We start from the raw sequence: 20349 nt of genomic DNA, 5'->3' as shown, positions 1-20349 counted from the left end.
GCGCCCTGTCATCTGGATTCAGCTGGCTGCTCCTGGCGGGACAGGCTGTAAACATAGGCAGCCAGAATGTGAACCCGGTCATTGCCTTGCAATGCTTGCTGAGCAGGCATCTGGCCCTGGCGGCCATCACGAATGGTCTGCTGCAACTGAGCGAAGCTGGAGCCGTAGATAAACGCGTTGGGGTGGGTCAGGTCCGGCGCGCCGAGAATCGGCATTCCCTTGCCCTCTGGCCCATGACAGGCAACGCACAGGCTGGCGAAGGTCTTTTGTCCGGCCACCGGATCAGCCTTGGCATCCTGCGGTAGCGGGCGCGCGTCCAGTTGCGTCAGCACGTAGGCCGACACATCGCGCACCCCTTGTTCGCCAAGCACGCCGCCCAGGGCCGGCATCACACCCATGCGCCCGGCGAGGATAGAGGTCTTGATCGCCTGGGCATCGCCGCCCCAGCGCCAGTCGGCGTCGGTCAGATTGGGAAAGCCATAGGCGCCTTTCGCGTCAGAGCCGTGGCAGACCGAGCAGTTGGACGCGAACAGACGTGCGCCGATTTTCAGCGCCTGCGGGTCTTTGGCCACTTCCTCGACGGGCATGGCGGCGTACCTGGCAAACAGCGGCCCGTAACGGGCCTCGGCGTTTGCGACTTCCCGCTCCCATTCGTGGACACTGGTCCAGCCTTGCTGGCCGTCGGAGAATTGCGTCTGGCTGTCCTGGTCCCGGTATTCATAGCCGGGCAGCAAACCCTGCCAGTTGCCCAGGCCCGGGTACAGGAGCAGATAGCCCAACGCAAAGACGATGGTCGCTATGAATAGGTAGAACCACCATCTGGGTAGCGGGTTGTCGTATTCCTCGATACCGTCGAATGTATGGCCGACGGTTTCATCCGTGGGTTCGTCGGGCTGACCTTTGCGCGTGGACAGAAGCAGCCACAGCATGGCGATGAGGGTGCCCAGGGTCAGGACCGCGACGTACAGGCTCCAGAACGTACTCATGACCGGCCGTCCCGTTCAGCCCTGGCAGTTTCGACCTTGCCGATGGCCTCGGGGTCATCCGCGAAAGGCAGCAGGGTCGCGTCGTCGAAGTCTGCCTTGCGGGCAGGGCTGAACACCCACAGCATCAGGCCGATGAACGCCACCATCACGACCAGTGTGCCAAGGCCTCGAATCATTCCGATGTCCATCATGATCACCGTTTGCTCTTGATGAGCGTGCCAAGGCTTTGCAGATAGGCCACCAGCGCGTCCATTTCGGTCTTGCCCTGCACTGCAGCCGCTGCACCGGCGATATCCGCGTCGGTGTAAGGGGTGCCGAGGGTACGCAGCACCTGCAGCTTTTTTGCAGTCTGCGTGCTGTCGAGTGTCTTCTCGGCCAGAAACGGATAAGCCGGCATGATCGAGGTCGGAACAAGGTCGCGAGGGTTGTTCAGGTGTACCCGGTGCCACTCGTCCGAGTAGCGACCGCCGATCCTTGCCAGGTCCGGCCCGGTGCGTTTGGAGCCCCACAGGAAAGGATGATCCCAGACACTTTCGCCTGCCACCGAGTAATGCCCGTAGCGCTCGGTTTCGGCGCGCAACGGGCGGATCATCTGCGAGTGGCAACCGACGCAGCCGTTGGCGATGAACACATCACGGCCTTCCACCTCAAGCGCGCTGCGTGGCTTCATGCCCTCGATAGGCTGGTTGGTGACGTCCTGAAAGAACAGCGGGACGATCTGCGTCAGCCCACCGATGCTCACGGCAATCACCATGAAGAAGGCCAGCAGGCCGATGTTTTTTTCCAGCGCATCGTGCTTCATCAATGCGCTCCTGCGACTGCGATGCGGGTGGCCGCTGCGGCCGCCTGCGGGTCAGAGGCACGTATCGTACGCACGACGTTGTAGGCCATCAGCAACATGCCGCTGGTGAAAATCGTGCCGCCGATGGCCCGCACGATATAGCCCAGGTGGCTGGCCTGCATGGTTTCGATGAAGGAGTAGGTCAGCGTGCCGTCGTCGTTCACCGCGCGCCACATCAGGCCCTGGGTGATGCCATTGACCCACATCGAGGTGATGTACAGCACGGTGCCGACGGTCGCGAGCCAGAAGTGCGTGTTGATCAGGCTGACGCTGTACATGTGCGGGCGGGCGTAGAGTTTCGGAATCATGTGATAGACCGACCCGATGGTAATCATCGCGACCCAGCCCAGGGCTCCGGCGTGGACATGGCCGATGGTCCAGTCCGTGTAGTGCGAAAGCGAGTTGACGGTCTTGATTGCCATCATCGGACCTTCGAAGGTCGACATGCCATAGAACGCCAGCGAGACCACCAGAAAGCGCAGTATCGAATCGGTCCGCAATTTATGCCACGCGCCCGACAGCGTCATCATGCCGTTGATCATCCCGCCCCAGCTGGGCACCAGCAGAATGATCGACATCACCATGCCCAGTGACTGCGCCCAGTCCGGCAGGGCGGTGTAGTGCAGATGGTGAGGACCGGCCCAGATATACAGGGTGATCAATGCCCAGAAATGCACGATGGACAAACGATAGGAGTAGACCGGGCGCTCGGCCTGTTTGGGCACGAAGTAATACATCATGCCGAGAAAGCCGGTGGTCAGGAAAAACCCGACGGCATTGTGACCGTACCACCACTGGATCATGGCGTCGGTCGCACCGGCATACGCCGAATAGGATTTGAACAGGCTGACCGGCAACGAGATATGGTTGACGATGTGCAGCATGCCGGTCACGACGATGAACGCGCCGTAGAACCAGTTGGCGACGTAGATATGCCGGGTGCGGCGTTTGACGATGGTGCCGAAAAACACCGCCGCGTAGGCGGCCCAGACGATGGCCAGCAGAATCGCCACCGGCCATTCGAGCTCGGCATATTCCTTGGTAGTGGTGTAGCCCATCGGCAGGGTCACGATGGCGCCGACAATCACGGCCTGCCAGCCCCAGAAGGTGAAGGCCGCCAGACCATCGGAAATCAGCCGCGTCTGGCAAGTGCGTTGCACCACGTAATAGGAGGTGGCGAACAGCGCGCAGCCGCCGAAGGCGAAGATCACCAGATTGGTATGCAGAGGGCGCAGGCGTCCGAAGGTGGTCCATTCGAGCTCCAGGTTCAGCCCAGGCCATACCAGCTGCGAAGCAATGAACACGCCCAGGCTCATGCCGACCACACCCCAGACCACGGTCATGATGGCAAACTGGCGCACCACGGTGTAGTTGTAGGTTGTCGGACTGATTGTTGTGCTCATTGCAGACTTCCACGATTCAGAGGGTTACCGCAGACGTAATCGGGCCAGGGCGATGCAGTGCTGGAAATGGCATCGAAGCACACCGAAAAGGCAGGGGCAGGAACAGACAGGCACATCAACGAGCGTCAAAGGCTTGCGGCAGACGCGTGTTGGCGAGTTTAGCTTTGAAACAGGGGTGTGGGAAGTCGCAGGCTCTGTACGAAAAGTGGCTGGGTTTGGTGATGCTGCGTTGAGAGCAGGCTCAGAAGGTATTCCGCACCCCGTTGCAGGGTGCGGAGTTCACGCATCGCCGCTGGACTGGAATACAGCGGTGGCGATCTTCGCGTACAGACGAGTTGATCAGGACTCGCGCAAAGACTGTCACGTCTATTCAGTCGGCAGTAACACCTGTCATTGCCCAGCAAGTTGGCCTGAGCAGGCATATGACTCTGGTGACCGACTCAACGGTGTTGTTGCAAGTGCGCGCGGCCAGTGCCGTCAATGAAACCGCCCGGCGGTGTCAGGTTTGGGGCGCTCATCGCCTCGGTACTTTACCTTGTGCACCTTGACAGAGTACCCAGGCACACCTGAATGGTGGCTGTCCGACCTGGCGGGGCATGTCGATGCGCCGTGCGCTCGCGATTCGTGCAGGATTCGCGACCCTGTTCGCCGTTATAGTGATGGGCTACTTTGCGACCCACCTGAATGAGGCAACCATGAGCAACGGCTTGAAGCCCGGTATCGGTCAGGATCAATGGCTGCAACTGGTCAATGAAAGAGGCTGGCTGTGGACGCCCGCGCAACCTGCGGATGCGCTGGACACACCGACCCTGCTGCTGGCGCATGGTGCAGGCGCACCCATGGACAGCGACTTCATGAACCGCATGGCGGCTGATCTGGCGGCGCAAGGTATCAGCGTCCTGCGCTTCGAGTTTCCCTACATGGCGCAGCGGCGTCAGGGCGGCAGCAAGCGCCCCCCCAATCCACAAGCACAACTGCTGGAATGCTGGAGAGAGGTGTTCACCTGCGCGCGTGCGCACATCAACGGGCGTCTGGCGGTCGGCGGCAAATCAATGGGTGGGCGGATGGCCAGCCTGATCGCCGATGAGCTTGAGGTCGATGCGCTGGTGTGCCTGGGGTATCCGTTCTACGCCGTGGGCAAGCCTGAAAAACCACGCGTGGCTCATCTGGCCGAACTGAAGACACCCACGCTGATCGTTCAGGGCGAACGCGACGCGCTGGGCAATCGCGAAGCCGTAGAGGGCTATGCACTGTCCAGTGCCATCCGGTTGCACTGGTTGTCGACAGCCAATCACGACCTCAAACCCCTGAAGGTCGCGGGCGTCAGCCATGAGCACTGCCTGGCTGAGTCCGCGAGAGAGATTGCCGGGTTCCTGCGCGGCTGAGTCACCGGCAATACAGGTCGAAGGCGCCGTCGGTCACATCAAGGTTGATGGATGACATATTGAAACTGAACACGCCCCTTATCCGCAGTGTGCAGGGGTTGGCTTCAAGCAGCACCAGCCGGCCGCCCTGGAAATGCGCCGAGTGGTAGACGGTGTTCTTCCGGTGCAGCGTTTCGGTGTAGATCACCTTGATCTGCTCATGATCGATAAGGTCGTGATCGCCGGGCTCAAGATCGCGATCCAGAAACAGGCCGATGGTGGTTCGCCGGTTGCCCACCTTGCCATCGGCGATGAACTGCCATATCCACTGAGCGGGGGCCTGTTCCAGCTCCGATCTCAGCGTCAGTCGACCGGTCAGTGAGGACGTCCTGAAAGGCTGTGTGTTGATGCTCGCGGCAAAGCGGCCTGCATGGACAGCAGGTTGGACGCAGCGTTTGGGTGAGGGAGTCGGTCGGTGCATGGGCTGGCCCTGAGAAGCTTTTGAAAACGACGACAGGGCGTTACGCTTTTAGCGCAACGCCCTGTCGGATGAACAATGGGTTTCAGCAATCGATCATCGGATGCCTACGCCAAGACTGGAATTGTGACTCTTCAGCTTGAAGTTGCCGCCAGTGACCATGTTTTTCACGTAATACCAGTTCCATCCGCCGATGCCGGGGCTTGAAACAGTCGACGACCAATAGTTGCCTTTGCCCATCGGCCAGCGATTGCCATACAAGGCGTAGATATCCACCAGCTCGTGAATGGTTGGAATCCTCGCGCTGTTGTTGCCCGCGTTTTTGCTGATCTGAGAAAAGCTGCCGCTGCCCAGGCCGATGCAATGGATGACGCCGGTGACGGTCACCGTGTACTGCTTGCTCGCGCCCAGCGCATCGGTTGCAGTAATGATGGCCGTGCCTTTGCCCCGAACCGAGGTCAGGCCATTGCTGTCCACTTTCGCGACCAGCGGGTCGCTCGAAGCGTACTGATAGGGTGCCTGTCCGCCACTGGCCTGACGCAGAAGGGTGGTGTCGGCCGGGAAGTTCGGCAACAGGTCCGGCGAGCCCGGAAGCAGATACACCTTGCCAGCCAGCGTGACCGGCGAAGTGTCTAGCTCAAGCTCGGGCTGCGCCGCCAGAATCTGCAAGGCCAGCGTGCCGGATACCTGAACCAGACCGTTGACGCGATTGACGACATAAGAAATCGCCACCGTCTGCCCGGCGTTTGCCGTCACCAGCGCCGCAGCAAACACTACCTCCAGCGTCTTGCCCGCTTCTGCGCCAGTCAGGGTTTTTTCCCGGGTGTCGTTGCCGTTGGGCCCTTGCCACTGTGTGATGACCTGGTCGCCCGCTTGCAGATTGGCGACGGCGTCGATCACCACGGTTGCACCGGATGAAGCGTTGGCCGGGTCGAGCGTGGTGCCGATGGCTTCTTTCAGGGTGGGGGTGGGGAGGGGCAGTGCCATCATCTCACGGATAGTAATTGCTAATTTCTCCGATTCAGCAATTCTGTCTCCGTGTTGTACCGTATACCAGACCTGGACCAGCCTGTTTAAATTGGCATCTACGTACCGTTTAGGAATGCGGAATACGGTTTCCCTGTTGACGGTTCCGGAATTAATAACGGTGTAGGTGCCATAGGTACCCTCTGCGTCAACGCCTTCCCAGTGAATGGTGACTTTGTCTCCCTCAGCCATTGCGCGATAAGGCGACACACGAACAATGGCTTCGAGTGGTACATCGGCCGGGTCGAGAATGCCGTCCGCACTCAGCTTATCTACGACAGGAGCTTCCAGCGGAGTGCTGTTATCCACGTCCACGAGCAACCGTAGTGTGGGCGATTTGAAGAACGCTTTCGCGTAGGTGGTTACGGTGTAGTAAACCTCAAGTGAGCCGCCTGCCAATGCACCAACCTTTTCATCCGGGATCAAATACTCGATGCTCTTGCCGATATCATCGGCATTCAGGTTTTTAACCTCCTGATGCATGACCGTCTCACCGTTAGCAGTTTTGCCAATCCATACCAGGTTGATGTCGTGGCCGTCTGCCATAAAGTAGTAAGGCGGCACCTGAGTGATCACATTGTGACTATCAGGGTTCAGAATTCCATTGGTGACGCCTTGGACTTGTGGCAATGACAGCTGCTGCGGTTGGCCGAGTACTGCGAGTGTCAGACTTTTTGAGCGCAACGCCTCGCCAGTGTCTTTGATCACTGTGTATTTCAGGCGTGCCCGACCCTGTGCGATGGGGTGGAACTGTTCATTGGGGATAAGAAACTCTACGAAGCTGCCAGGTATCTGAACCACTTTTGATGCGGTGAAGGACTCCAGTTGAATGCCTTCTGCAGTGTTTCGCTCCATCACGAAGTTTATGATGTCACCAATCGCGATATTGACATTTGACAGCACGAGCGCTTGAACATCTGCGCCCGCCAGTTTATCGAGATCAAGCTCCATGTTTGGCGCCTGTGGGGCGATCGGTGCCTGCAGGCTGGAGTTGCCAGCCTCGACTGCGACATAGGCTGGGAAAGAGAAGCGGGACCAGTTATTCACGACATCCCTGACATCGTACCGGACAACAATATTTTCCGAGTCCCCTGCTTCGATAATGATCTGCTTGTCGATACTCACAGTGACCGGTTTACCAAGCTGGTCTGCTGTCAGAGGAGGATGTTCGACTCTGATGCCGTGCCAATAGATAAAAATCGAATCACCTGTAGCCATATTTTCGTAAGCGTCGAGGGTAACGCTTACCCCCTCAGGTGAGGTGATCACACCAGACGGGTTGACGGTCGGGATGTCGAGCTTTTCATTTTCGTAGGGTGTGGCTGGGTCGGGATCCCGACCACCGGGGATTTCCAGTTTGACGACTATTTTGTTAACAGGCGAATGTTCCTGGATATTGGAGGGGAACGGTGTATAGAGATAGTTGACATCAGTAAGGCCTGACTGGACCCAGCGGGTATCCACATACAATGAAAAAAAGCCGTTGGTGTTCGGTGAGTCTGAAGAATGTGTGTAGGTATCAATAACCTCATTGTGTGTGCCCCAGAACAGGTCGATCCGGTCTTTTGGCTTGAGGTTGATAGGGCCGATCAGTATTTCTATCGGCTTGGCCGGATCTGCTACGTCAACATCGCCAATGCCTTGAGGGTTATAGCTCAAGGGCAGTGGGACAGGCAGTGCAGGTAAGGTCTGTATTGTATTCATGGGTGTTCTCTTTTTCGTGTTTAAAGATAAATGGCGACGTTCAGGCGAGGTCAAATTCTGCAGAGTCCACCGACACGCATATCGACGTAGGCGCTGGCGCGTTTCGAATTACCTTGGCCCATACTGCTTCTTACCTGGAAGCTGATCTCGGCATGCCCGTAACAGTGCTGGTTCAATACAGTGCGGGGCACCAGAATATTAACGCCGTTTTGGACCTCTTCCTGAGTGAGGGCCGGTGACGTGACTGACCATTCGAATTTTTTATCATCGCCCACCAGCTCGTTGTAGGCTTCATAGGTGAAGACAATGACTTGTCCTGGGGCCATATTTAAATAGGGTTGGATAAAAATGGGGGCGCCTTGCGCACTGTTTTCAAAGGTGAGCGTGCCGTTGGCAGACAGCGACATAAATTGCGGCGCTTCTGGTCCGTCCGGGCCACCCGGTAATTCATTTTTTGAACGCACGATCAAGCCCTGCTCTGATGACGTGGAGAGATTGGGGTTACCCTCGGTTTTGACGGTGTAATAAACTCTGATGTCGTTTCCTGTGCCCACGGCGGTGAACTTACTGTTCAGCGCAGTGAGCAACAGCGTACGGCCGGCGACGACGTCGCTGTTGGTGAGCGTGTAGGGTTGTTCCAATACCTCTTGGCCGCCCCAAAAGACCGTCAAGATCTGATTGGCCTTAAAGAGGGGGTTCCAGTTAATCAATACGGTGGCGTCAAGTTCAAAGTCGTTCTCATCAATAAAGTTGTCTTCATTGCTGGGCGTGCTGCTGCTACCTTTGATCGTCGGTTTGTCGAGAATGCCGGGTACGGGCAGCTCGATGTTGACAAGCACCTCAAGCGGGTCTGAAGTACCGGTAACCTGTCCGTTTCTAATGACGTCATACTTGATATCGCGCAGACCATTCTGAGCCTGTTCAATGATCAGATACGGGACATCAAAGAACAGAATGAAAGGCTCGCCCAAGTCCTCCACGGCAATAGCGGCAGGCCCTAACTCTTCAGAACCCCAGTGCAGGAGAATCTGATCGCCTTCCATCAAAAAGGACGAGAACGGAATTTTTACCTCGACGCTGGCCATGGCCTCTGCGTAATCAATCACGCCGTCGTTATTATCGATAACCGGAGCAGGCAGGCCGGGCGTCACTTCGGTCAGAAACAGAGGGATGGTAATCTTCTGAGACTCGGCAGACGTGTTGCCGGCTCGGTCTGTCACCGTGTAATAGGTTGCACCTGCAGGGCTGCCGAGAGCAGTAAGAAACTCTTGGGTAAACAGGATTTCGATCGCTTGACTTTCATCTTCCAGACCGTTCAGTTCAAGCTCTGGACCGGGCACGTTTCCCCAATAGGTTTTGATAACGTCGCCGCGATTCAGTCCCGAATATCCGAAAATGCTACCGGTCAATACACCGCCCATGGACTGAAGCTCTTCAAGTGTCAGGCCATCTTTGGCCTCAGCCGGAAAATCCATGTAACCCAGTTGATGGGCGCCCGGAGCGGTGCGGTCGACAACAAGCGTTTTGATTTGGGACGATTGCTTCACACCACTGGGATAACCGATCGTCATGTAGTCAAGTTCGTACGCGCCATCGTCTTTCAGTTCGGTGTCGACGGGGATGGTCAAGCGTAATAGCGTTCCGACCGGCGGCAGAGGTATCAGTTGGCCTGCTAAACCAACTTCATCGCCATTCAATCGCAACTGGTAAGAGTCTTGAAGCCTGGCACCTTCCCAGACTGGAAATTCGACGATGATGTCATTGACAAGGTCGGCTGTTTTTATAAGTCCGTCCACTTCGTCTGCGACAGGAACAAACGGTGGTATGAGCGTCGGTTCTTGATTGGGGCCACGTGTGTAAAAAGTATTTTTTTGACGCATGTCGAAATTCCTCTATTTGATTTTTTATTGACGAGCAGGAGTGTCCTGACTCCGTCAGTCGATAACGATAATTCCCGGGGCGCTTGGCCGTCAGAGAGAAGCTCTTGGCTTTATCTGGATTTTTAAGTAATAGAATTTTTGAGTGGCTGTCAATGCTCTGTAGATAAATATTCTTATGGATGTAGGCTGGCTGTCCAATCCGGTGGACTTAATGTTTTGTGGGAAGGGTACTACTAAAAATTCGGAATTGGACTACTTGTTTTTTAGTGGGAATTAATTGTATCTGCTAGCGGTGCAGCCACAATAAAACTCCTATGAATGTTGAGAGTTTCTTATTGTGGCTGAGTGTTTTATTGGGAAGTGTGGGCTTTACAGGGCAGGGCTGGGCGCTATTGCGTACCTCGCGTCGACTCACGTGATGGCCGACTCTCCGCTTAGGGAGATTGTCAGAGACCGGACAGAGTATGTGGATGCGGCCAGCGCATTTGGTAATTACCTTGTATACGGTACTGGATACCTTCATTCCGATGGGGCTGCGATCAAACGTATGTCTTCTTATGGCGGAAGGGTCGAATTAACGGGCAATACCCTGGTCAAGGATGGAATGTTGTCTGACGGTGACGCTCGGGTTTCAGTTAAAGACTCCACCATCCTCAGCGATAGCGCGGTAGCGCTCATCGTGCAGGGCAACTCGAACGTGACACTTGAACACAGTGTCGTTGAGGGAAAAGGGGGCGGCATTACCGTTGTCGAGGACGCCTCGGCCCTGATCAGCAATACACAGGTCAGCTCGCTGCAGGATGAAGTGGGTAGACACACTGGCTGGGGCGTTGGCATTTTTGGCGCTCGCGCTGATATCACTTCCCGGAGCTACATAAAAGGCTTGTCTCACGGGGTATGGTTCACTCATCCAGGCCTCACAGTGGGTGATGGAACGCAGTTCAATCACGGTCAACTGAGCATCGACAACTCTACCGTCGAAGGGCTGACAGGAGCCGCCATAAGGGTGGAAGGGCGTGAGGGTATAAGCCACCTTGCGGATATTGAGATCAAGAACGACACCCTCCTGCTGTCCGGCAATGGCATGCTTCTTGAGGTTCTGAACCAGAGCACCGCCAACTTCAACGTCGACAACAGCACCCTCAATGGCAACCTTGTCGCCGATGACACCAGCACCCTGAACATCACGCTGCAAAACGGCGCGCAATTGAACGGCGACATCGTCAATGGCAACCGTCTGGCGATTACCTCGGGCAGCCACTGGCAGATGCAGGGCGACAATGCCGTCAGGTCGCTTTCCCTGCAGGCTGGCAGGGTCTCGTTTGCTGGCGAAGGGTTTCATACCCTTTCACTGAATGAGTTGTCAGGGGCTGGCACGTTCGGCTTGCGCGTGGATCTGGACAATGGCGTCGGAGACCTCATTGACGTCAACGGCCAGGCCAGTGGGCAGTTCGGCTTGCGGGTGCGCAACACGGGGGAGGAGATTGTGTCTGCCGACATGGCACCGCTCAAGGTGGTGCATACCGAAGGTGGCGACGCGCAATTCAGCCTGCTGGGCGGACGGGTCGACCTGGGCGCCTATTCGTATTTGCTGGAGCAGCAAGGCAATGACTGGTTCATCGTCGGTAAAGACAAGGTCATAAGCCCTTCGACCCAGAGCGCGCTTGCCCTTTACAGCGCGGCACCTGCCATCTGGATGAGTGAGCTCTCTACCTTGCGTTCGCGCATGGGTGAGGTTCGTGCAAGCGGCAGGGCGGGCGGCTGGATGCGTGCCTATGGCAACAGGCTGAATGCCACGACCAGTGACGGTGTTGACTACCGGCAGAAACAAAGTGGCCTGTCGCTGGGTGCCGATGCGCCCGTCGAGGTCAGCAACGGCCAACTGGTAGTGGGTGTGCTGGGAGGGTACAGCACGTCCAGTATCGATTTGAGCCGTGGCACTACGGGTAAAGTCGACAGCTACTATGCAGGCGCCTATGCCACCTGGCTGTTGGACGAAGGCTACTACGTTGACGGCGTGCTCAAACTCAACCGCTTTCGCAACAAGGCAGATGTTGCCATGAGCGATGCAAGCAAGGCCAAGGGTGACTACACCAACAACGGGATAGGGGGCTGGGTAGAGTTCGGCCGCCACATCAAACTGGCGGACGATTACTTTCTCGAACCGTTCGCTCAGTTGTCCAGTGTCGTCGTTCAGGGACAGGAACTGCGCCTGGACAACGGCATGAAAGCGAAGAACGACCAGACCCAATCGGTAGTGGGCAAGGTGGGCACCTCGCTGGGCCGCAGTGTCGCGCTCAAGGATGGCGGGGTATTGCAGCCTTATGTGCGCGTCGCCGTTGCACAGGAGTTTTCGCGCCGCAACGAGGTGAAAGCCAACGATGTGAAATTCGATAACAGCCTGTTCGGTTCGCGCGGCGAACTGGGAGCCGGGGTATCGGTGTCGCTGTCCGAGCGTCTGAAACTGCACGCAGACTTCGATTACATGAAAGGTCGGCATATCGAGCAACCCTGGGGGGCAAATGTTGGGCTACGTCTGGCATTCTGATCCTTAAGGCCAGTGCCTGAGCAGCACCAGAGCCCCCGGTGAGTGATCACCGGGGGCTTTTCAGTTATTGATCGGTAAACCTGCGTTTGCGTTGTCTCTGTCGGGAGGTGACAGGCACTGCGTAGTTGACGTTCACCCGTAGCACTGGCGATGTGCCGATCAGTCGATGATCACGATAAAGCTCGTAATACAGATCAACCAGACCGTACTGAATATAGGGCGTAAAAGTGTAGGAAATGCACAGCACACGTATCACGCTGTTTTCGCCTACCCGATGAAAAAGCGTTGTCGATGACAGGTTTTTTCCCCAATAAAAACGGATTTCGTCACCCCAGCACATTTTGACTGACCCCGGGATATGAATGGTAATGCCCGCATGTGCCTGTTCGTGACTGATGGAATCAGGATCGATGTCAGGCAGCACAGGTGCTTTCAGCGTATCGGAAATATCGGATGGAAGATGGAGGGGGCTCGCGTGTCGGTAGAGGCTCTTGTGGGGCGGGGCTTCTTGAACAGTGATCGCGCTGTCGGGATTGTTTTGTTCTTTTTGGGTGCGCGCCGCTACATCCGTGGATTGTTCTTTATCCATCGTGAACTCTTTTATTGACATTAAGTTGAGTTGTTATGTGCGTGCCGGCAGCTGTCGGCAACGGAAATATTACAAGGCACATAAGTGTTCAGGTCAAGTGTCTGCCGATATCAAAGGTAAGCCAAGGTTGTGCGAGGTTATGCAGTTACATTTGGTATCATGTGCATAGTGAGTTATCGCTCGTTAGTGTCGGAGATGCTGTAAATAAAGGGTGTGGCTTGATGTGGGTGTTCTTTCAGGGCTTTTTGTGCGTGAAATACCTGTAGGACGTTAACTACAGATAAGTCTTACAAAAGGTAAAAAAGTAAGTTTTGGCTGAATTCCCACTCCTGCGTAGGAATATTCACTCAACTTTATCATTAGGGTCTCGCACGCGTTAGCGTGCGAGGCCGTCAAGGTTATGAGCCAAAATGTAGGCTGCTGTGATTAAAGCTGCATTGAAAGTGCCGGGGTGTCCAGACCGGGCAGGAATGCTTTGTTGAAAACGATCTGTATGTCGACGTAAGGGGTAATAGATAACTACCGCACCACCTGAGTTTCAACTAATCGGAGTATGCGTTCACTGTCAATGGTCAAAAGTACTGCATTGCTGTCGTTAAAGATGTTAAAGAAATATCCTACACGCTCTTCAGATGGCTTCTCAAGTTCTGTCAGATTTGAATAGGGTGCTAACAGTGCACACTATTAATACTCATAAAAAAGCCCCGACCAACCGAAGTTTGTCGAGGCTTGGCAAACAGTATCAGGCTTTAGCGATTAAACCGCTCTACCAGCGAATACTGTGAGTTGGCCGTGTCGGTCAGTTCGCCACTTAATACCGCAGAGCGACGCGCTTCGTCAGAGGTCTGGTCTGCCAGGCTGGCGATGGTAGCGATGTTGCGATTGATTTCCTCGGCCACGGCGCTTTGCTCTTCCGTGGCGGTGGCGATTTGCGTGGTCATGTCGGTGATATTGGCGACAGCCTCGCTGATGCCCACCAGCGCCTGATCGGCCTCCAGCACCCGGGCAACGCCTTCTTCGGCCTGACGGCGACCCGTGTCCATGGTGTGTACCGCGTCGGTTGCGGTCTGCTGCAGTTTGGCGATCAGGCCATGAATCTGCCCGGTGGACTCGGCGGTGCGTTGCGCCAGCTGGCGCACTTCATCGGCCACGACGGCAAAACCGCGACCCATTTCACCGGCGCGAGCCGCTTCGATCGCGGCGTTAAGGGCCAGCAGGTTGGTCTGGTCGGCGATGCCTTTGATCACATCGACCACGCCGCCGATTTCATCGCTGTCCTTGGCCAGGCGGGTCACGGTCAGGCCGGTTTCACCCACCGAGGTGGACAGGCGCTGAATGGCTTCGCGGGTTTCACCGGCGATATCGCGCCCGCGACGCGTCAGTTCGTTGGCCTGCTGGGTGGCGTCAGCGGCACGGTTTACGTGGCTGGCGACTTCCTGAGTGGTGGCGGCCATCTGGTTGATGGCGGCGGCAACCTGCTCGGTTTCCACACGCTGACGTTCCAGCCCGATCGAACTGGCATTGGCCAGCGAGTTGGACTGGCGGGCCTGGCTGTTCAGGTGTTCGGCGGTGTCCTGCAAACGCGTCAGGCAGGTTTTCATGCGCGCTTCCTGGCTGAGGATCGACATTTCCAGGCGCGCTTGCGGGCCGCGGCTGTCGGTGTACATCTGCGCGATCAACGGGTCGGAAGTGGTCTGTTCGGCCAGACGCAACAAGCGTTTGGTGCCACGTTGCTGCCAGGAAAGCCCGAGCAGGCCCAGTGGTACCGACAGTGCCGCAGCCAGGGCAAACCCCCAATGTGAATTGAGCCACACGCCGATCAGGAAGCTCAGTTGGCTGACCAGAATGAACGGCAGCCAGTCCTGAAGTACCGGCAGCCACTTGTCGCGGCTTGGGACGGCGCTCTTGCCCTTGTTGAGCCGGGTATAAAGCGCCTCGGCACGGCGGATCTGTTCGGCGGTCGGCTTGATACGTACCGACTCGAAACCCACCACCTGGCGGTTTTCCAGCACCGGCGTCACGTAGGCATTGACCCAATAATGATCGCCGTTCTTGCAGCGGTTCTTGACGATACCCATCCACGGCTGCCCGGACTTGAGCGTGGTCCACATGTGCTCGAATACTGCCGGCGGTACGTCCGGATGACGTACGGTGTTGTGCGCCGCACCCACCAATTCAGCTTCGCTGTAGCCACTGATATCGACGAAGGCATCATTGCAATAGGTGATGGTGCCGCGGGTGTCGGTGGTGGAAATCAGTCGTTGTTCGGCAGGAAATGTCCGCTCATGTTGAGTGACGGGCTGGTTGTTGCGCATGGGATTTCGATCCTTCGATCCGGAAGACTATGGCGTGGTTATCGGCGGGCACGTCGATAAATTGAGCGGCGTGCGACAAGTGACCGTAGAGTCAGCCCTGGCGGGCCAGCATGGGGTAGGTGAACAGCCCGAAATGCACGAGGTTCAGGCCCAGATGGCTGATGACGGCGGCCTGCAGCCCGCCGAAACGAAATGCGATGCCGTACCCCACGCCAGCCATGCCTGCCAATGCCACCCACTGCGGGCCGGCACCAGCGTGCGCAAGCCCGAACAGGCCGGCAGCGAGGGTGATCGATAATGCCGTCGCATACCTTGAGCTCTTGAACAGGCGCATCAGGCTGCCCTGCAGATAGGCGCGGAAAAACAGCTCTTCGGTCAGGGTCACCAGCAACAGGTTGTTGAGCAGCCATATCAGGCCCTGGGCAGGCCATTTCGGTGTCCAGCCGACGACGTTCAACATGACCGCAGCGGTCATGCAGAACGCCGACGTCACAATCAGCGCCAGAAGCCCGGTTTGCAGTGAATGGGCGACGTCAACCTTGGGCAGAATCCAGGGGCAGGCCAGTATCAGCCAGAAGCCGATCAGCGGCTTGTCCAGATTCAGGTCCATGGAGAACAGCGCGGCATCGGCACTGAATCGCGTTGCTTCGATGACGTTGGCGTTATTGAAGCCGGGCGCCAGGTGAAAGGCCAGCGCCAGACCGGTCACGATGAACAATCCGTGGCCACACAGGCGAATGGAGGAATAAGAGGATCGCGCCACGCAGAACCAGGCAATGAACAATGCGCCAAAGCTCAGCGCTGCCGAAGGGTCAAGGTTGCCGTGGAACAACGCCAGCGCGTAGCCGCTGCTCAGGAGGCAGAAAGTCAGCCAGTGCCTTGTGGTCATGAGTAAGTCCTGCCTTGAGAGCGGGGAATTCTATCCGGCGTTCAGCAGGGCAGGGGCGAGTTTATAAAAATTTTCATGCTGGGGCCTGACCCTTAAACAGGGTGCAGGCCCTATTCATGGGGTATCAGGACGCGATCAGCTGGCGCAGCACGTAATGCAGAATGCCGCCCGACTTGAAGTATTCCACTTCGTTAAGCGTATCGATACGGCACAGCACGTCGACGGTTTCCTTGCTGCCGTCCTCGCGTTCGATATGCAGGGTCAGGCTCATGCCCGGCTGCACGTCTGCGTTGGTCAGTCCGGTGATCTTCAGCGTCTCCTTGCCGGTCAGGCCGAGGGTCTTGCGCGTCTGGCCGTTCTTGAACTGCAATGGCAGCACGCCCATGCCCACCAGGTTCGAGCGGTGAATCCGTTCGAAGCTTTCGGCGATGACCGCCTTGACGCCCAACAGGTTGGTACCCTTGGCAGCCCAGTCACGGCTTGAGCCCGTGCCGTATTCCAGACCGGCAATGATCACCAGCGGCGTGCCTTCTGTCTGATAACGCATGGCCGCGTCGTAGATCGCCAGCTTCTCGCCGGAGGGCACATGCACCGTGTTGCCACCTTCTTCGCCGCCGAGCATTTCGTTGCGGATACGGATATTGGCAAAGGTCCCGCGCATCATCACTTCATGGTTGCCACGGCGCGAGCCGTAAGAGTTGAAGTCCTGATACTGGACGCCTTTCTCCTGAAGATAGCGCCCGGCAGGACTGTCGGCCTTGATATTACCGGCGGGTGAGATGTGGTCGGTGGTTACCGAGTCACCCAGCAGGGCCAGGATGCGCGCGTTTTCCACGTCTTCGATAACCGGCAGCGGACCGTCGATGCCGTCGAAGAACGGCGGGTGCTGAATATAGGTGGAATCGTCCTGCCAGACGTAGGTGGCAGCCTGCGGCACCTCGATGGCTTGCCATTGTTCGTCGCCGGCAAAGACTTCGGCGTATTCCTTGTGGAACATGCCGGTGTTGACGCTGGCCACGGCGTCGGCGATTTCCTGCTGACTCGGCCAGATATCACGCAGATAAACCGGCTTGCCGTCTGCACCTTCGCCCAGCGGTTCGCTGCTGATGTCGATGCGCACCGAGCCTGCCAGCGCATAGGCAACTACCAGGGGTGGCGATGCCAGCCAGTTGGTCTTGACCAGCGGATGGACACGGCCTTCGAAGTTACGATTGCCCGACAGCACCGACGCAACGGTCAGGTCGGACTGTTGAATGGCTTTCTCGATAGGCTCCAGCAGCGGACCGGAGTTGCCGATGCAGGTGGTGCAGCCGTAACCGACCAGATCGAAGCCCAGGGCGTCGAGGTATTGGGTCAGACCTGCTGCGTTGTAATAATCGGTCACCACTTTGGAACCGGGTGCCAGCGAGCTTTTTACCCACGGCTTGCGTTTCAGGCCTTTCTCGACGGCTTTTTTCGCGACCAGCCCGGCTGCCATCATGACGCTGGGGTTGGAGGTGTTGGTGCAGGACGTGATCGCCGCGATCACCACGGCGCCGTCTTTCAGGTGATAAGTCTGGCCGTCGTATTCATATTGGGTTTCACCACTGACCTGAGCCTCGTTGCCAACCGCGACACCGCCGCCGCCTTCGCTCTCCAGCCGACCTTCATCGACCTTGGCAGGCTTGACCTGCAGACCGAGGAAATCGCTGAACGCCTTGGACACATTCGGCAGTGCTACACGATCCTGAGGGCGCTTGGGGCCGGCAAGGCTGGCTTCGACCGTGCTCATGTCCAGTTCCAGGCTGTCGGTGAACACCGGTTCCTGGCCCGCCAGACGCCATAGACCCTGAGCCTTGCAATACGCTTCGACCAGCTTGACGGTTTCGTCGGGGCGACCTGACAGACGCAGGTAGTCCAGCGTCACGTCATCGACCGGGAAGAAACCGCAGGTCGCGCCATATTCGGGCGCCATGTTGGCAATGGTCGCGCGGTCGGCCAGCGGCAGATCGGCCAGGCCGTCGCCGAAGAACTCGACAAACTTGCCGACCACACCCTTCTTGCGCAACATCTGGGTGACGGTGAGCACCAGGTCGGTCGCGGTGATGCCTTCCTTCAGTTTGCCGGTCAGCCGGAAACCGATCACTTCCGGGATCAGCATCGACACCGGCTGGCCGAGCATCGCCGCTTCGGCTTCGATACCGCCCACGCCCCAGCCCAGCACACCCAGGCCGTTGATCATCGTGGTGTGCGAGTCGGTACCGACCAGGGTGTCCGGGAACGCGTAAGTGCGGCCGTCCTCTTCCTTGGTCCATACCGTGCGGCCCAGGTATTCGAGGTTCACCTGATGGCAAATGCCGGTGCCGGGCGGCACCACGCTGAAATTATCGAAAGCGCTCTGGCCCCAGCGCAGGAACGCGTAGCGCTCGCCGTTGCGCTGCATCTCGATATCGACGTTCTCGCCGAAGGCTTCGGCGTTGCCAAACTTGTCGACCATCACCGAGTGGTCGATCACCAGGTCCACCGGGGAAAGGGGGTTGATCCGCTGCGGATCGCCGCCGGCCTTGGCCACGGCCGCGCGCATGGCGGCCAGATCGACCACCGCCGGTACGCCGGTGAAGTCCTGCATCAGGACGCGGGCAGGGCGGTATTGAATTTCCCGGTCCGAACGACGCTCGGTCAACCAGTCGGCGAGGGCCTTGAGGTCGTTGCCGGTTACCGTCTTGTTGTCTTCCCAGCGCAGCAGGTTTTCCAGCAGCACCTTGAGTGACATGGGCAGCTTGTCCAGATCGCCCAGTGATCGGGCGGCTTCCGGCAGGCTGAAGTAGTGGTAGGTCTTGTTATCGATTTCGAGGGTTTTAAGGCTCTTCAGGCTATCGAGGGAGGGCATGAATGTCTCCTTTGAGGAATGTTCTCCGAACATCGGTTCACGGGCTCTATGTGCATCAGGTCGGGAGCGCCGCATCAGGCTTCAAGTTCTGTGGACTGTTCGGCCGCACCAGTGGTTCCTGGATTGGGCTATCATGCGCGGCTTTCAAGTCTGCGGGGTTACGCCCGAGTGCCCACTGCCCAGGAGTAACCCATGAATACACTGTTTATGCACTGCCGACCCGGTTTTGAGGGCGAAGTCTGCTCGGAAATAGCCGATCACGCCGCGCGGCTGGACGTGGCCGGGTATGCCAAGGCCCGTCCCGATACGGCCTGCGCCGAATTCATCTGCACCGAGGCGGATGGCGCCGAACGGTTGATGAACGGCCAGCGCTTCGACAAGCTGATCTTTCCCCGGCAGTGGGCGCGGGGGCTGTTTCTCGAGTTGCCGGAAACCGATCGCATCAGTGTGATTCTCGCGCAGCTGGCGGCGTTCCCTACCTGCGGCAGTCTGTGGCTGGAGGTCGTGGATACCAACGACGGCAAGGAACTGTCGAATTTCTGCAAGAAGTTCGAAGCGCCGCTGCGCAAGGCCCTGACTCAGGCAGGCAAACTGGTGGATGACCCGCGCAAGCCGCGTCTGCTGCTGACCTTCAAGAGTGGTCGCGAGGTGTTTCTCGGTCTGGCCGATGCGGACAACTCCGCCATGTGGCCCATGGGCATCCCGCGCCTCAAGTTTCCCCGCGAGGCGCCAAGCCGTTCGACCTTGAAGCTTGAAGAGGCTTGGCACCATTTCATTCCCAGAGACCAGTGGGACGAGCGCCTTTCCGGCGACATGACCGGCGTGGACTTGGGTGCCGCGCCTGGCGGCTGGACGTATCAACTGGTGCGCCGCGGCATGCTGGTGACCGCCATCGATAACGAGCCGATGGCGGAAAGCCTGATGGACACCGGGCTGGTGCAGCATCTGATGGCGGACGGTTTTACCTACAAGCCTCGGCAGCCCGTGGACTGGATGGTCTGCGACATCGTCGAAAAGCCTGCGCGCAATGCAGCCCTGCTGGAAACCTGGCTGGGTGAAGGTCTTTGCCGCGAAGCGGTGGTCAACCTCAAGTTGCCGATGAAACAGCGCTACGCTGAAGTACGCCGACTGCTCGACCGCATCGAAGAAGGCTTTCAGGCGCGCGGGGTACGCGTGTCCATCGGCTGCAAACAGCTCTACCACGACCGCGAAGAAGTCACCTGCCACCTGCGCAGGCTGGACGTGGCCAAAGCGGCGAGAAAGTGATTTCTCACTCTCGTTTCGCACGCTCCAGTGATTATCGTGCCAATGCCGCGTTGGCATGTAGTTTGTGACGCTTTGCGTCACACAGCGGTTCTGCGATGGCAGTGATGTTTGTTTCTGGTTCGAGTCACCGTTTCGCCCCTCGGCGACCTACTTTGATGGGGCCAAAGTAGGCAAAGCCCGCAGCTCCGTTT

The 20349-nt window shown here is 57.7% G+C and carries 14 protein-coding genes; 3 read left to right on the top strand and 11 right to left on the bottom strand.

Annotation, left to right across the window (positions count from 1 at the left end; translation table 11 throughout):
* Positions 1-8 precede the first annotated feature (8 nt).
* From ccoP to ccoN, 4 genes are read right to left on the bottom strand one after another with little or no spacing between them, the layout of a single operon-like run.
* Positions 9-986: a cytochrome-c oxidase, cbb3-type subunit III gene (gene ccoP, locus P406_RS20090; protein WP_046237150.1), complete on the bottom strand. Its 978-nt coding sequence runs from the start codon at positions 984-986 to the stop codon at positions 9-11.
* Positions 983-1174 carry a CcoQ/FixQ family Cbb3-type cytochrome c oxidase assembly chaperone gene (locus P406_RS20085; RefSeq protein WP_032699162.1) on the bottom strand — a complete coding sequence of 64 codons (192 nt, stop codon included), beginning with the start codon at positions 1172-1174 and terminating at the stop codon, positions 983-985. Before P406_RS20085 ends, ccoP begins: the two co-directional genes overlap by 4 nt.
* A gap of 5 nt (positions 1175-1179) precedes the next feature.
* Entirely contained in the window at positions 1180-1788 is a 609-nt protein-coding gene (gene ccoO, locus P406_RS20080) for a cytochrome-c oxidase, cbb3-type subunit II (RefSeq protein WP_046237149.1), read from the bottom strand.
* Positions 1788-3230: a cytochrome-c oxidase, cbb3-type subunit I gene (gene ccoN, locus P406_RS20075; protein WP_046237148.1), complete on the bottom strand. Its 1443-nt coding sequence runs from the start codon at positions 3228-3230 to the stop codon at positions 1788-1790. Before ccoN ends, ccoO begins: the two co-directional genes overlap by 1 nt.
* Before the next feature lie 695 nt (positions 3231-3925).
* Here ccoN and P406_RS20070 point away from each other — a divergent pair.
* Complete coding sequence (locus P406_RS20070) at positions 3926-4615, top strand: alpha/beta family hydrolase (RefSeq protein ID WP_046237157.1); 690 nt, start codon at positions 3926-3928, stop codon at positions 4613-4615.
* 1 nt (position 4616) lies between these two features.
* Here the strand turns inward: P406_RS20070 and P406_RS20065 are convergent, their stop codons facing one another.
* The 3 genes from P406_RS20065 to P406_RS20055 form a co-directional block, all read right to left on the bottom strand.
* A complete protein-coding gene (locus tag P406_RS20065; protein ID WP_046237147.1) occupies positions 4617-5075 on the bottom strand; it encodes a hypothetical protein in 459 nt (152 codons plus the stop codon).
* Positions 5076-5168: 93 nt separating this feature from the next.
* On the bottom strand, positions 5169-7802 hold the full coding sequence (locus P406_RS20060; RefSeq protein ID WP_046237146.1) for an immunoglobulin-like domain-containing protein: 2634 nt from the start codon (positions 7800-7802) through the stop codon (positions 5169-5171).
* A 50-nt stretch (positions 7803-7852) separates the two neighbouring features.
* Entirely contained in the window at positions 7853-9682 is a 1830-nt protein-coding gene (locus tag P406_RS20055; protein WP_046237145.1) for a hypothetical protein, read from the bottom strand.
* 604 nt (positions 9683-10286) lie between these two features.
* Here P406_RS20055 and P406_RS20050 point away from each other — a divergent pair.
* Entirely contained in the window at positions 10287-12230 is a 1944-nt protein-coding gene (locus P406_RS20050; protein ID WP_167338289.1) for an autotransporter outer membrane beta-barrel domain-containing protein, read from the top strand.
* A 64-nt stretch (positions 12231-12294) separates the two neighbouring features.
* On the opposite strand, the gene P406_RS20045 is transcribed toward P406_RS20050, so the two are convergent.
* The 4 genes from P406_RS20045 to acnA form a co-directional block, all read right to left on the bottom strand.
* Positions 12295-12819, bottom strand: coding sequence for a hypothetical protein (locus P406_RS20045; protein ID WP_003412333.1), 525 nt, complete (start codon positions 12817-12819; stop codon positions 12295-12297).
* Positions 12820-13568: 749 nt separating this feature from the next.
* Positions 13569-15134: a methyl-accepting chemotaxis protein gene (locus P406_RS20040; protein ID WP_046237144.1), complete on the bottom strand. Its 1566-nt coding sequence runs from the start codon at positions 15132-15134 to the stop codon at positions 13569-13571.
* A 91-nt stretch (positions 15135-15225) separates the two neighbouring features.
* Positions 15226-16023 (bottom strand): CPBP family intramembrane glutamic endopeptidase, encoded by a 798-nt coding sequence (locus P406_RS20035; protein ID WP_046237143.1) that lies wholly within the window; start codon positions 16021-16023, stop codon positions 15226-15228.
* A gap of 124 nt (positions 16024-16147) precedes the next feature.
* Positions 16148-18892 carry an aconitate hydratase AcnA gene (acnA, locus tag P406_RS20030; protein ID WP_003412326.1) on the bottom strand — a complete coding sequence of 915 codons (2745 nt, stop codon included), beginning with the start codon at positions 18890-18892 and terminating at the stop codon, positions 16148-16150.
* 192 nt (positions 18893-19084) lie between these two features.
* Between acnA and rlmM the strand changes: the two genes are divergently transcribed.
* Positions 19085-20158, top strand: a complete 1074-nt coding sequence (rlmM, locus tag P406_RS20025; RefSeq protein ID WP_046237142.1) for a 23S rRNA (cytidine(2498)-2'-O)-methyltransferase RlmM — start codon at positions 19085-19087, stop codon at positions 20156-20158.
* Positions 20159-20349: the final 191 nt, after the last annotated feature.

Source organism: Pseudomonas syringae pv. coryli str. NCPPB 4273, from assembly GCF_000972175.1.
GTDB lineage: Bacteria > Pseudomonadota > Gammaproteobacteria > Pseudomonadales > Pseudomonadaceae > Aquipseudomonas > Aquipseudomonas syringae.
Note: the sequence above shows the minus strand (reverse complement) of the source record. Positions and strands in the feature narration are given on the sequence as shown.

Bases quoted from the DNA above. Each gene is read 5' to 3' on its own strand.
- P406_RS20065 (WP_046237147.1), bottom strand. From the start codon at position 5,075: ATGCACCGACCGACTCCCTCACCCAAACGCTGCGTCCAACCTGCTGTC.
- rlmM (WP_046237142.1), top strand. From the start codon at position 19,085: ATGAATACACTGTTTATGCACTGCCGACCCGGTTTTGAGGGCGAAGTC.
- P406_RS20085 (WP_032699162.1), bottom strand. From the start codon at position 1,174: ATGGACATCGGAATGATTCGAGGCCTTGGCACACTGGTCGTGATGGTG.
- ccoN (WP_046237148.1), bottom strand. From the start codon at position 3,230: ATGAGCACAACAATCAGTCCGACAACCTACAACTACACCGTGGTGCGC.
- P406_RS20070 (WP_046237157.1), top strand. From the start codon at position 3,926: ATGAGCAACGGCTTGAAGCCCGGTATCGGTCAGGATCAATGGCTGCAA.
- P406_RS20035 (WP_046237143.1), bottom strand. From the start codon at position 16,023: ATGACCACAAGGCACTGGCTGACTTTCTGCCTCCTGAGCAGCGGCTAC.
- P406_RS20040 (WP_046237144.1), bottom strand. From the start codon at position 15,134: ATGCGCAACAACCAGCCCGTCACTCAACATGAGCGGACATTTCCTGCC.
- ccoP (WP_046237150.1), bottom strand. From the start codon at position 986: ATGAGTACGTTCTGGAGCCTGTACGTCGCGGTCCTGACCCTGGGCACC.
- P406_RS20045 (WP_003412333.1), bottom strand. From the start codon at position 12,819: ATGGATAAAGAACAATCCACGGATGTAGCGGCGCGCACCCAAAAAGAA.
- P406_RS20055 (WP_046237145.1), bottom strand. From the start codon at position 9,682: ATGCGTCAAAAAAATACTTTTTACACACGTGGCCCCAATCAAGAACCG.
- ccoO (WP_046237149.1), bottom strand. From the start codon at position 1,788: ATGAAGCACGATGCGCTGGAAAAAAACATCGGCCTGCTGGCCTTCTTC.
- P406_RS20050 (WP_167338289.1), top strand. From the start codon at position 10,287: ATGTTGTCTGACGGTGACGCTCGGGTTTCAGTTAAAGACTCCACCATC.
- P406_RS20060 (WP_046237146.1), bottom strand. From the start codon at position 7,802: ATGAATACAATACAGACCTTACCTGCACTGCCTGTCCCACTGCCCTTG.
- acnA (WP_003412326.1), bottom strand. From the start codon at position 18,892: ATGCCCTCCCTCGATAGCCTGAAGAGCCTTAAAACCCTCGAAATCGAT.